This window comes from Mycobacterium sp. NGS19 (assembly GCF_059813155.1).
Genome location: NZ_JCALEB010000003.1, coordinates 605516 through 618628, shown reverse-complemented (window position 1 = coordinate 618628; position 13113 = coordinate 605516). Strand labels below are relative to the sequence as shown.

11 protein-coding genes are annotated in these 13113 nt (G+C 63.4%); all 11 read left to right on the top strand.

The genetic code is table 11. The features are described from left to right. Positions 1–8 precede the first annotated feature (8 nt). The 11 genes from AC5Y4N_RS12860 (at position 9) to AC5Y4N_RS12810 (ending at position 13109) form a co-directional block, all read left to right on the top strand. Complete coding sequence (locus AC5Y4N_RS12860) at positions 9–1382, top strand: flavin monoamine oxidase family protein (protein WP_499907618.1); 1374 nt, start codon at positions 9–11, stop codon at positions 1380–1382. Then, entirely contained in the window at positions 1379–2860 is a 1482-nt protein-coding gene (locus tag AC5Y4N_RS12855) for a KamA family radical SAM protein (protein WP_499907620.1), read from the top strand. The genes AC5Y4N_RS12860 and AC5Y4N_RS12855 overlap by 4 nt, the downstream gene beginning before the upstream one ends. Before the next feature lie 173 nt (positions 2861–3033). Continuing rightward, positions 3034–4575, top strand: coding sequence for a sugar transferase (locus AC5Y4N_RS12850; protein WP_499907622.1), 1542 nt, complete (start codon positions 3034–3036; stop codon positions 4573–4575). A 36-nt stretch (positions 4576–4611) separates the two neighbouring features. Then, the gene (locus tag AC5Y4N_RS12845) at positions 4612–5988 is read left to right on the top strand and encodes a glycosyltransferase family 4 protein (protein WP_499907624.1); all 1377 of its coding nucleotides are present in this window, start codon (positions 4612–4614) and stop codon (positions 5986–5988) included. A gap of 26 nt (positions 5989–6014) precedes the next feature. Next, on the top strand, positions 6015–7037 hold the full coding sequence (gmd, locus tag AC5Y4N_RS12840; protein ID WP_499907626.1) for a GDP-mannose 4,6-dehydratase: 1023 nt from the start codon (positions 6015–6017) through the stop codon (positions 7035–7037). Between the two features lie 13 nt (positions 7038–7050). Next, complete coding sequence (locus tag AC5Y4N_RS12835; protein WP_499940503.1) at positions 7051–8208, top strand: glycosyltransferase; 1158 nt, start codon at positions 7051–7053, stop codon at positions 8206–8208. Between the two features lie 59 nt (positions 8209–8267). Next, on the top strand, positions 8268–8909 hold the full coding sequence (locus tag AC5Y4N_RS12830; protein ID WP_499907628.1) for an SGNH/GDSL hydrolase family protein: 642 nt from the start codon (positions 8268–8270) through the stop codon (positions 8907–8909). Continuing rightward, on the top strand, positions 8906–9721 hold the full coding sequence (locus tag AC5Y4N_RS12825; RefSeq protein ID WP_499907630.1) for an SGNH/GDSL hydrolase family protein: 816 nt from the start codon (positions 8906–8908) through the stop codon (positions 9719–9721). The genes AC5Y4N_RS12830 and AC5Y4N_RS12825 overlap by 4 nt, the downstream gene beginning before the upstream one ends. Then, a complete protein-coding gene (locus AC5Y4N_RS12820; RefSeq protein WP_499907632.1) occupies positions 9718–11112 on the top strand; it encodes a tyrosine-protein kinase domain-containing protein in 1395 nt (464 codons plus the stop codon). The genes AC5Y4N_RS12825 and AC5Y4N_RS12820 overlap by 4 nt, the downstream gene beginning before the upstream one ends. Positions 11113–11130: 18 nt before the next feature. Beyond that, positions 11131–12504 (top strand): Wzz/FepE/Etk N-terminal domain-containing protein, encoded by a 1374-nt coding sequence (locus tag AC5Y4N_RS12815; RefSeq protein WP_499907634.1) that lies wholly within the window; start codon positions 11131–11133, stop codon positions 12502–12504. Beyond that, entirely contained in the window at positions 12501–13109 is a 609-nt protein-coding gene (locus AC5Y4N_RS12810; protein WP_499907636.1) for an LbetaH domain-containing protein, read from the top strand. Before AC5Y4N_RS12815 ends, AC5Y4N_RS12810 begins: the two co-directional genes overlap by 4 nt. Positions 13110–13113 lie beyond the last annotated feature (4 nt).

Below are 13113 nucleotides of genomic sequence, written 5' to 3'. Positions count from 1 at the left end.
GAGTCGGCATGCGCGTGGTCGTCGTCGGGGCAGGCCTGGCCGGACTGACCGCCGCACTCGACTTGGCGGCGGCGGGCGCGGACGTCACAGTGCTGGAGGCCCGCGATCGAGTCGGCGGCCGGATGCACGGTATCCCGGTGGCGCAGCGTGTTTACGCCGACGGCGGTGCTGCCTATCTGGGCGTACGGCATACCGAGCTTCTCGCAATGGTGCGCGAGCACGGGCTTGGTCTGGCCTCCACAGCGATGGTCGGGGACAGCACGTTTCTGCTGTCGGATCGGCGGACGACAACCGCAAGTCGGGTACCGCCACTGGACGCCGTCGCGCTCGGCGAACTATTCGATCAGCTCGAGGATCTCGTCGATCAGGTCCGGCTCGATGCGCCGTGGCAATCCCCGGACGCCGAACGCCTCGACCACCTGACAGCCGCGCGCTGGCTTGCCGACACGGTCAAGCATCCGGACGCGCACACCTTCTTCCCGCTGTTCATCGGCGAGATGATGGCGGCCGACCCGACGACGATCTCTGCTCTGCACATGGCCTTCTATCTGCGTTCCGGCGGAGGGATCCGCTATCTGAACGCCTTCGAGGGCGGGGCGCAGCAGTGGCGGATCGACGGCGGAGCCCACCTGCTGTGCCAGGCGCTCGCCCGACGACTCGGCGAGCGAGTCATCTTGCGGCGTTCGGTACGTGCCATCGAGCAAGACGCCGAAGAGGTTGTCGTGCAATGCGTCTCGGGTCTCGACGGCACACCGTGTGCGTATCGAGCCGATCGGGTGGTGGTCGCCATCCCGCCGCTGTTGGCGCAGGGTATCGAGTTCCGGCCCGGTCTTCGCGCACCGCGGGCGACGGTGGCCACCGGCCGCGGCTGTGCGGTCAAGGTCCACCTGAGTTATCCGGCGCCGATATGGCGGGAGCACGGCATGTCCGGGTGGTCGGTGAGTGACAGCGGGCCGTTGCTGTCGACGGTCGATGATTCACCGCCCGATGAATCTGTCGGCGTGCTCACGGGATTCGTCACCGGCGCCGCCGCATCGGCATTCTCCGCGCTGTCGAAGACCCAGCAGCAGGACGCCGCGCTGGCCCACGCCGGCCGGCTTTTTCCACAGTTACCGCAGCCGACAGGATGCGCGGTGACCGACTGGCTGGCCGAGGAATACAGCAGGGGATGCTATGCGGCCCTGTTGGGTCCCGGCGACTGGTTGCGGCTCGGCCCGACACTGACCGAACCTCATGGCCGCGTCCACTGGGCCGGCACCGAAACCAGCCTGGAGTTCTTCGGGCTGATGGAGGGTGCGATCCGGTCGGGCCAACGCGTCGCGGCCGAATTGATCCACGGCGCTCCAGCAGCGACCGCTTCGCGAAAGGTCGTGCTGCAATGACACTACTCAGCGAACAAGGGCGTATTGGCTTCACCGCCGCAACCGATCAGCCGTACGCCTATGCACGTAAGGAGTTGTTCGAACCGGATTGGCGTCGCTATCCGGGTTGGGCTACGGTCACCGACCGCGAATGGCGAGATCCGCAGTGGCAGCGGGCTCATTGCGTCAAGAATGTCCCGCAACTTCGCGCGGTGGCAGGGGATCTGCTCGAGGAACGGTTCTACGCCGACTTGCTTGCCGATCAGCAGCAGAGCGCGACGATGTCGATGTTGCTGCCGCCGCAGATGCTGAACACTATGGCACCGAGATGCGATGCGGCACAAAGGTTTACCGACGCCTTCTATGCCGATCCGATCCGGCGTTACATGCTGCCGGTGCTCAGCGACCGGGCGTCGGAATGGACCTCGCATCCCTACGCCGAGCGAGATTCGTTGCACGAGAGCGACATGTGGGTGGTGGAGGGACTGACTCATCGGTATCCCACCAAGGTGCTCGCCGAACTGCTGTCGACGTGCCCCCAATATTGCGGGCACTGCACGCGGATGGACCTGGTCGGCAATTCCACACCGACGATCACCAAGACGAGACTGACTCTGCGCCCGGCCGACCGGCAGAGCCGGATGCTTGACTACCTGCGCACCACGCCGACTGTGCGTGACGTCGTCGTGTCAGGCGGGGATGTGGCGAACGTGCCATGGCCGCGGCTGGAATCGTTTGTCACACAGCTGCTCGAGATCGACACCATCCGCGATATCCGCTTGGCCACGAAGGCGCTGATCGCGTTGCCGCAGCACTGGCTGCAAGACGATGTTCTCGACGGTGTCGGCCGCGTGGCGAGCGTTGCAGCCGCGCGCGGAGTGAACCTGGCGCTGCACACCCACGCCAATCATGTGCAGTCGGTGACACCGCTGGTCGCCGCGGCGGCGCGGGGTCTGCATGACGCAGGACTGCGTGACGTGCGCAACCAGGGGGTGTTGTTGCGCGGGGTGAACGCCACTGCCGACGACCTGCTCGACCTGTGCTTTGCGCTGCAGGGCGAAGCGAACATCTCGCCTTACTACTTCTACATGTGCGACATGATCCCCAACGCCGAACACTGGCGCACGCCATTGTCGCAAGCTCAACAGCTGCAGCTGTCGATCATGGGATACCTGCCCGGTTTCGCGACGCCACGCATCGTTTGCGACGTTCCCTATGTCGGCAAGCGGTGGGTTCACCAGGTGGCACGGTACGACCGGAACCTCGGAATCTCCTACTGGACAAAGAACTACCGTACTGGGCTCGACGGCTCGCACGCCGAAGCGTTGACCCGCGTCTACCCCTTCTACGACCCGATCGACAGTCTGCCCGCGTCCGGCCAAGCGTGGTGGCGGGAGAACAGCCACCTTCCCTGTGACGCAGCACTTTCGGTCGGCGACGACTCGGTCGCGCCCGCTGCCGAAGGCGGCGCCGCTGCGACCCCGGCAGACCTTCGATGACCGCACTCCGACCAATATCGCCGCCAACATCTCTCGACCATCCGGGGGCAACCATGACCACCATGGAATACAAGTCAGGCCAGAGCAATTCGGCGCCTGAAGGTTCCGACACGGCTTGCCGAGAAGGCGACGCACGATATGCCGGGAAGGCGAGCCACGCGAGGTGGCGCAACGTGACCGCGCCTCCACTCGTTCGCCGATTCAGGTCCCACCCGGGGTTCCGGTCGGAGTCGGCGGATCGGGTGATGGAAAAGGTCACCGCTGCCAGAGCCCGCGGGCGCCAATGGAAGCGGTCGTACCGGCGGCAGGTGGTGGTGACGGATACCATCGCTGTGATGGCGGCGGTCACTGCCGCTCAGTTAGCACGATTCGGCCTACCGCAGCATGGTCATCCGATGATCAGCAGCGGGGAGTGGCGCTACGTCACGGCCTGCTCCATCGGTCTGATGGTCATCTGGATCGCAGCCTTGGGATTGCAGCAGTCATGGGATCTATCGCTGGCGGGGATCGGCTCAGAGGAGTACCGCCGGGTTGTCACCGCGACTGCCTGGGTCTTCGGAATCATCGCTGTCACTGATCTGCTGCTTCAACTCGGAATGGTCCGGGGCTACCTCGCGATTGCACTTCCAGTCGGCCTCGCAGGACTGCTCGTGGGCAGATACTTGTTGAGACGCAAACTGGCCCGCAAGAGAGCGCGCGGTGCCTTCACGAGCCAGATTGTGGTGCTCGGCAGGCCGCAGTCCGTCATCGCGTTGTGCAACACCATGAACCGGTGCAGCTATGCCGGCTACCGGGTGGTCGGTGCATGTCTGCCGGATTTCTGCGGCGGAGTGGGACTCGAGCTCGAAACCGCGGCCGGAACCATTCCGGTTTTGGGCAACGAACACTCGGTCGCGGAGGTGGTTCGCCTGACCAATGCGGATGCCCTTGCGGTTACTTCGGCTGAGCAACTAGGCCAGGAGCACATGCGGACGCTGACCTGGCAACTCGACTCGTTGGGTATCGACCTTATCGTCATGCCGGGCATGGTCGATATCGTGGGCCCCCGGCTCAAGATCCGGCCGATTGACAATATGCCGCTGTTCCACGTAGCGCGGTCTCGCCACGACGGTGCGTTGCGGTATCACAAGCGGTTCTTCGATCTTGTCTTCGGAAGCATTGCGCTGCTGATGTTTTCGCCGATCATGGTGTTTGCCGCGGTCGCGATCAAGTTGCATGACGGAGGACCCGTGTTCTTCCGTCAGGAACGTGTGGGCTACAAAGGCGTTCCATTTCGGATCTTCAAGTTCAGAACAATGAACACCGACTCCGAGGCCCAGCTGGAGGCTGAGCGGGCCATCGCCGGACAGACCGACTGCATCTTCTACAAATCGGCTGCGGACTCGCGTATCACACCAATCGGACGGTGGCTGCGGAAGACGAGTATCGACGAGATTCCTCAACTGTTGAACGTCATCGCCGGCTCGATGAGTCTCGTCGGCCCACGGCCGCTCGTTCCCGGTGAGGGCTCGTCGGTCGAGTACTTCATCGAGCGCAGGGGACTTGTCAAGCCCGGAATGACTGGCCTGTGGCAGGTGTCCGGCAGGTCCGACGTCTCCGCCGAGGAACGTGTGCGCCTCGATCACTTCTATGTCGACAACTGGTCCTACGTCCAGGACATGCTGATCATCCTGCGGACGGCGCGGGCGGTGTTCAAAGCCCACGGTGCCTACTGATCGCCATCAACCCTGCGACGAATTGACGGACCACTCATGAAGTCTCCCGCCTTGACCTTCCACGAAAGCGCTGACGTACGGGCATCGGATCCAGACGTCCGTACGGATGCTGCCTTCGGTGCCGCGTCGCTTTCCGGTCTGGTGGTCTGCGTGGTCGCCTGCCATTTCCGTCCGGAGTCGTCGGGTAGCGCGCCGTACAACTCTTTTCTCGTCGACACGCTTGCGGAGGCAGGCGCAACGGTGAAAGTCGTTACCGGGGTGCCGCATTACCCCCAGTGGCGCGTCATGGACACGCAGTATCGACTGGGCCTGCGGTGGCGTGAATCGATCACTGCGGCACCAGGGCGCGGCTCGGTGAGCATCCTCCGGCTTCGACATGCAGTGCCGCGGAACCCCGACCTTCTAGGCCGCATGCGCCAAGAGCTGAGCTTCGCCGCGCTGAGCGCTCCCGCTGTCGCCGCAACGCGAGCCGACATAGTGATCGGCGTGACGCCGTTGCTCGGCGCAGCCTTCGCCGGCGTGGTGGGCCGGCGTGGGCGTCCATTCGGCGCCATCGTGCACGACCAGGTGGGGAAGGCCGCCCTGCAGTCAGGCAGTACCGGCGGTCGGGTCGCGAAAATGGTTGCAGCCGCCGAGTATTCGGTGCTGCGGCGAGCCAACCGGGTCGGCGTTATCACTGACAGGTTCAGTCCTGCGCTAGTCGCAGCCGGAGTGCATCCCGATCGGATCAGCGCGGTGCCTCTCTTCTCACACGTGAGTCCTGTTAGCCTGTCTCCTGCCGCGGCGCGGCGCGCGCTCGGCTGGCCCGACACCGGTCGTCTCACTGTCGTGCACACCGGAAACATGGGCATGAAACAAGGCCTGGAGCACGTTTTAGAGGCGGTCCGGCTTGCGAACGACCGACATCCGGGAGCCATCGAGTTCGTCCTCGTAGGCGACGGCAACACGAGACAAGCGCTGCAACGGCAGTCCGCAGATCTCGCTGGTCTCCGCTTCGTCGACCCCGTCCCCGAAGAGGACTATCCCCTCGTTCTCGCAGCGGCGGACATCCTGCTGGTTCACGAACGCCCAGGAGTCCGCGAAATGTCGCTTCCCAGCAAGCTGACGTCGTATACCACCGCGTCACGGCCGATAATCGCCGCGGTCGCGGACAACAGCATCACCAGATCATTCTTGTGCTCTGCGCAGGCCGCACTGTTGGTGCCCAATGGTGATCCGGAAGCGCTTGTCGACGGCCTACGTCGGATCACCTCCGACGACTCTCTGCGTTCCCGACTGGTGGACAACGCCCGTCGCCTCGGGCGCGAGCAATTCTGCGAACGCAGCGGCCGGCAGCACTTCGTTCGCTTCGCCCGAGCGCTCGCCGAAGACACGGCCCGGCCACCAGAAGGCTCCGAATCCGGGCATCGATGAACTCTTGCAACAAAGGATGTAGAGATATGAAAAAGGCTGTTATCACGGGGATTACCGGTCAGGACGGGTCCTACCTCGCAGAGCTGCTGCTCGACAAGGGCTATGAGGTGCACGGACTGATCCGCCGATCATCGTCGTTCAACACCTCGCGGATCGACCACATGTACGTCGATCCGCATGATCCCGACGCGCGATTGTATCTCCACTACGGCGACCTCAGAGACGGCGCCCGCCTGGTGACGCTGTTGTCGGACATCTCGCCCGACGAGGTGTACAACCTCGCTGCACAGTCACATGTTCGGGTCAGCTTCGACGAACCGGAGCACACCGGCGACACCACAGGGATGGGCTCGACACGGCTGCTCGAGGCGGTGCGGCTCTCGGGCGTGCAATGTCGCTTCTATCAGGCGTCGAGTTCGGAAATGTTCGGAGCATCACCACCTCCCCAGAACGAGGACACACTGTTCTATCCGCGTTCGCCCTATGGCGCCGCGAAGGTCTACGCGTACTGGATCACCAAGAATTACCGCGAAGCGTACGGAATGTTCGCGGTGAACGGCATTTTGTTCAATCACGAGTCACCGCGTCGCGGTGAGACTTTCGTGACCCGAAAGATCACTCGGGCGGTTGCGCGGATCAAGGCCGGACTCCAGCGCGAGCTGTACCTGGGCAACCTCGACGCGGTTCGTGACTGGGGCTATGCGCCGGAATACGTGGAGGGCATGTGGCGCATGCTGCAAGTCGACGAGCCCGATGACTACGTATTGGCAACGGGCCAGGGCCACACTGTTCGGGATTTCGTCGAGATCGCCTTCGACAGAGCGGGTCTCGACTGGCAGGACTACGTGAGATTCGACAAGGGGTATGTCCGCCCCACAGAGGTCGATGCGCTTATCGGTGACTCGTCGAAAGCTGCGCGGTTGCTCGACTGGAAAGCCGAGGTGCTCACGCCGGATCTCGCCGCAATCATGGTAGATGCGGATATCGACGCGCTGCGTTGCGAGGGCACGCCATGGGTGGACAAGCCGTTGCTGGTCGGCCGGTCCTAGCGAGCTGATTGCGATGACGTCACGGACAGATAGCTCGGATCGCATGCGAATACTGCACGCGGTCACGTTGCTCAGTCCCGACGGGGCGTATGGCGGACCGGTCCGGGTCTCACTCAACCAGGCTTCGGCATTACGCAGTCGGGGGCACTCAGTGACTCTTGCCACGGCTGAGAGGGGTTTCGACGTCGCGCCGACTTGCGTAGACGGAACACCGCTCGTGGTCCGGCCCGCCAGGCGTCTGGTCCCTCGCTCCGGGTTTGCCGGCCTTTGTGCGCCGGGTTTGGTGACGTGGCTTCTTCGTACGCGCAGCCAGTTCCACGCGGCGCACGTTCACCTCGCGCGTGACCTCGTCCTGCTGCCTCTGGCGGTAGCCATGATGCGGTTGAAGCTGCCTTTCGTTCTTCAGCCGCACGGCATGATCCCCCCGGGGGCGCACCCGCTAGCGCCGCTGATCGACCGCTCGGTCGTCAGCAAGCTGCTGAGCCACGCACACGAAGTCTTCTACCTGACAACCGATGAGCGCGACGCGCTCGACGAGGTCGCCGGAGGCAGAGCTCGCCTCACTTCGTTTCCCAACGGCGTACCGCTGTATGAGAAGGCGACATATTCGCGGAACGTGCCCGAGGTGCTGTTCCTTGCTCGCCTGCATCCGCGCAAGCGTCCGGTTGACTTCGTCACGGCGGCACTCGAACTGAACGCGCGTGGTCTTTCCGCGGATTACACCCTCGTCGGCCCGGACGAAGGCGAAGGCAGGCGGGTTCAACAGGCGACCGTCCATGCCGACAACATCAACTGGGCGGGCCCGATCACAAGCGGAGCCGGGCCGGCCCGCATGAGGCAGGCGTCGATATACGTGTTGCCCTCCGTGAGCCCGGAACCCTATCCGATGGCAGTACTCGAGGCGATGTCTGTCGGGCTTCCCGTCGTGGTCACGAATCAATGCGGTCTAGCGCCCGTGGTCCGAAAATACAACTGCGGCATCGTCATCGAGCCGGGGGCGCCGAACGTCGCAAAAGCCGTCCGCGACCTACTCTCGGCCCCCGAGGCTGCGCGTTCGATGGGTGAACGAGGGCGCAAAGCGGTCATCCACGACCTCGGCATGTCGTACATCGGGCAGCGGTTGGAGAACAGCTATGCGGATGCGGCATTCGGCGCCAGGCGGTCCGCATGAAGTCTTGGCTTCTCTCATGGAGATCTGCGATTCCGAACTCAGTCCTCGTGCTCCTACTGGTGGCAGCAACGGTCACCACGACTGTGCTTGTCACTGATCGCACGCCGGAAACGCTGCCGCCGAGGCATGACGGCCCGGTGCGGGTGTCAGTGATCGGTGATTCCTACAGTGCCGGTCCTGACAACGACGTGGTATGGCCTTCACTGATCGCCGCCGGATCTGCGCTCAGCATCTCCGATGTTGCTGTCGCAGATGCTACTTATGCGGGTGGCAAAGGGTGGAGCGGGCGTTTCGCCGATCAGATCGACAAGGCACTCGCCTCCAAACCTGAGGTGATCGTCGTCTTCGGCGGCCTTGGCGATGCCGGGCTACCTGACGGGCAGATCACCCAATCGGCGATCGATCTCTTCGCCGAACTGACGAGGCGGGCGCCGAACGCCAAAGTGGTGGCGTTCGGCCCGATTTGGCACGAGGATCCGGTACCGGACGTGTTCATGGCGCTCGACGCGGACATCGCGGCCGCCGCCAAAAGCAATCACATCACCTACATTCCGCTCATCCGGGAGAAGTGGCTGTTCGCCGATGGGTTGATGCAGGGCGACAACGCGCCAACCGACGACGGTCAGTCGGTGCTGGCGCGCCAACTGAACCCTCTTCTACTGCAGCAGATTCGCGAGTCGCAACCGGGCGCTGTGCAATGAGTAGCAGTCTTTCGGTCAACGTCACGTTACCTCGGAAGTCGACGCTTGCCCTCGCCGTTCTCGCGCTCGTGGCAGTGGTCGGCGTCCCACTCGCCATCGTCGACACGATGGCGGCGGGGCCGCCGGTCACCCAGTTCGCCAAGGTTGCGGAGGGGATCCCACCCACCCTACCGAGCAGGTCCAGTCCCGCGGTGTTGTTCATCGGCGACTCTTACACGCAAGGCCCTGACACGCCTGACTTGAGCTATGGCTGCATGACGGCGACACAACTGGGTTGGGAGTGCAACATCGCGGCTCAGGGCGGAACGGGTTATCTCGCCGGCGGTCCGGGGCACCGGCTGCCGGTGACTCCACCCGAGTTGCCCTCGACGTCATTTCTGGAACGACTGCCGCGCCTGCGGGAGTTGTACCGCGCCGACATCGTGATTCTCGACGGCGGCCGTAACGACATGCAGTTCGCCACATCCGATGTGGACCCGATATTCGCGTACACGGTGAAGCAGGTGATTCAGTTGTGGCCCAACAGCCATGTAGTCGTGATCGGACCATGGTTCCTCAACGAGCCGGTAATCAGGCCGCCATCTCTTGACGGCGCAACGATCGGCGACGACTTCCGATCGGTGCTTCGCTCCAATCCTGATTTCGACGCCGTGGATTTCATCGATCCTGGAGCCCTCGGCTGGTTCGTCGGTATCGACAGATCGCCATACGTGGCCGAGGACGGAATACACCCGAGCTTCGCGGGCGTCAAGAAGATCGCCGAACTCCTCACCGACGCCCTGCGGGCAGACGGGTTCACGAACCCGTCATGAACTCCGCTCTTAGCAACTATGTGCTGGTGCTGCGGCGCTGGTGGCGCATCGTGGTCGCATTCACGCTGCTGTCGATGACGGCGACTGCCCTGTACTACATCGCGAGTCCGCCCGAATACTCTTCTCAGGCTGTTCTTTTCGTGTCGACTCCGCGGGACGACGCACGCAGCTATTACGACGGCGATGACTATGCAAAGAAGCGAGCGGACACCTATCTCACTTTGAGCAAGAGTCCCGAGATAGCCCAGCGAGTCATCGACGACCTCGGACTGGAAACCGGCGCGCAGCAGATGCTTGGTCGCGTCAACCTCGCCCCTATTCGCGACACTGTGCTTCTCCAGCTGACGACGACCGGTGACACCCCGCTGCAGTCTCAGGTGATCGGTAATACCTACATCGACGAACTTCGCCGAACCGTCAACGCCCTGGAATCAGTATCCGGCGGGCTGGCCCCGCGCGTGGACTTGGTGCCAGTGCAGCCTCCGACGTTTGCGGGCCGCGCCGGGATGTTTCCGCCGTGGATCATCATCGGCGCCGTGGCGGCGCTGGGACTCATCGTCGGTGCGCTCGGCGCAGTCGTGGCTGCTCTACTGGACGGACGGATTCGTCGTGCCGAGGACGCGGCGGAGGCGACCGGGACGCCTGTGCTAGCGACGTTCCGCTCGTCAATCTGTTGGCAGGTGGATGACTTTCAGCCGTGCGACGGTGAGCCCGGCCGACAACTTCGAAGCACACTCGACCGGTTGGCATTACTCGGGTCGCGGGTCGTGATGGTGGCCTCGGCCGAAAGTGCCGCGGGCAAGACGGGTGTGGGGCTCACCGCCGCTCGAGTACTCGCCGAGAGGGGCTCGACGGTGGCCCTGGTGGACTTCGATTCCCGCGGCTCCCGGCTTGCTTCGACTCTCGGCCTCGACGGCGCAGAGACGGTCGACGCAATCATCCACCGAATCTCGCTGTGCTATCAGGCGTCACCAGCGGTTCTGGCGCCGCCTCGGGCCAATTGGCATGGCGTCGTGGTGATTCCCTTCGGCTCGGTCGACGACGACCCGGGTGCGATAGCGGATCACCCTGGAACAGCGGCGATGTTCGGTGCGCTGCGCAGTGCGTACGACTGGGTGATCGTCGACACTCCTGCTGCGAACGAATTCAGTGATGTGGTGCGACTGGCCAGGCACGCTGACGCGGTGGTGTTGACCGCCAAGGCGGGGCGTACCAAGTTCGACGAACTTCGCGCTGTGTGCAACCAGTTGAAGCTGGCCGACGCGAATGTATTGGGTGTCGTGTTCGTCGACGACAACGGACGCGGTCGCCAACGAGGCGTCCCGGCCCGCAACAGCGAACCCGTCGATGAGTCCGGGCACCGTCGGCTCGACTTCGAGCCTTCGATCTGACTTGACAAGGAGACTGTCGTGGATTTTCAAACCATCGTTCGCGGGATACGACGCAGGTGGTGGATCGTGGCCATCGCGGCCGTCGCCGGCATTGTCGTCGGGTACCTGGCAAGTAGCTTCGCCACTCGCGAATACACCGCTACGACACGGCTTTTCGTTGCCGCTACCGGCGGAAACAGTTCATCTGAAGCCTATTCCGGAAGCCAGTTCTCCGAGCAGCGCGCGGAGTCGTACGCCCAGATGATCAAGAGTGAGCAGATAACGCAGCGCGTGGTCGACAACCTCAAGCTGCCGATGTCGGCGAAAGCGCTCTCTTCGGAGGTGACCGCCGCCATCGTGCCTCGAACGGTGCTGCTCGATGTGTCGGTGACTGATCAGTCCCCCGAACGCGCGGCGGACATCGCGAATTCGCTTGCAGATGCCTTTATTCAATACGCCGGACCGCTGGAGACACCGGCTGGGCAGAGCACGCCTCGGTCGACGATCACGGTGGTGAGCCGTGCTCAGGTACCGCTGTCCCAGAGTTCTCCGAACGTCGCCTTGAACGCCGTGTACGGATGCATCGGCGGCACACTGCTCGGGCTGGCAGCCCTTGCTCTGATGCCGGTATTCAATAGGCGAATCGACTCCGTCGAGGAACTCGGCCAACTCACAGGTGCTCGTGCTGTCGGTCCGATAACAATGCCCGATCGCAACATCGACGCGTCGAAGGGACGATTCGACGCGTGGCACCCTGCCGACGCAGAAGAGCTCCGACGCCTCCGCGTGTACGTAGACGCTCACGAACCATCACCGCAAGTCGTTCTGGTAGCGGCGGCTTCTGCCGGCTACGCGGCCGCCACTCTGGGGGTGGGTCTGGCGGCAGCCTTTTCCGAAACGGGACGGAGCACCGCGCTCATCGTGGCGGATGCGACGTTCGACGCCGGACGATTCGGCCTACAGGACAAGGCGGTCGGGCTTGCCGATCTGCTCGACGAGAAATCCTCGTTCGAGGACGTTTTCCACAGCACCGCGCGGCCCAACTTGGCTCTCGTGCCTCCTGGCACGACGCCGGGGCTCGAGTCTTCGCTGTCGTCTGCCGCGATGAGCACATTCGTCGACGATGTCCGCAAGGAATACGACCGCGTTGTCATCGTGACGGCATGTGTGAATGACAGCAGCGCTGCCGCGGTCCTGTCAGCGATCGTCGACGCTGATCTTCTGGTGGTTGACAAGTCCAAGACTCAGCGCGGGGAGGTTGTGAAGGCAATGAGCGAGCTGAAGGCAGCCCGGGCCCCCCTGCTGGCCGTAGTGCTCGTCACCTCGAGCAGCAGTGAACTGCCATTGGTCGACAAGGCGTTCAAACCGTCCAGTACTCGGCCGCGGCACCAGGCAGACGAGGATCACCAATGAACGACACAGAGCAAGCCAACGTAGCCAGGTTCCCGGGGGACAACGCACCGCTGGGCGAACGGTTTTCGCTCGCCGGCTTCACCGGTCGAGGTTATGACCGCGGCCGCAGCCTGCCTGTGCAGATTCTGTGGCTGGCGTCGCGCGGCTTGCTGATGAAGTGGTGGTGTCCCAACGCGGTCCGGATTCTGACGTTGCGGCTCTTCGGCGCCAAGATCGGTTCAGGCGTGCTCATTCGCCACGAGGTCAAGATTCACTGGCCCTGGAAGCTCGAGGTCGGATGCAACTCGTGGATCGGCGAGGAGGCATGGATTCTCAACCTCGAACGAGTGAAAATCGGATCCAACACCTGCATATCCCAAGGCGCGCTTGTCTGTTCCGGCAGCCATGACCGGCGAAGTCCTACCTTCGAATTCGACAACGCCCCCGTCACCATCGGTGATTCGGTATGGGTTGCGGCGCGTGCGACCGTGTTACGAGGCGTCCGCATCGGAGATGGCGCCACGATCGGAGCAACAGCCCTTGTCGCCGGTGACGTTGCGCCAGATACCACCATCCTCCCGGCTGAACCAAAGATTCAGCGCCATAACGACCCCCGACAACTGTGAGGCG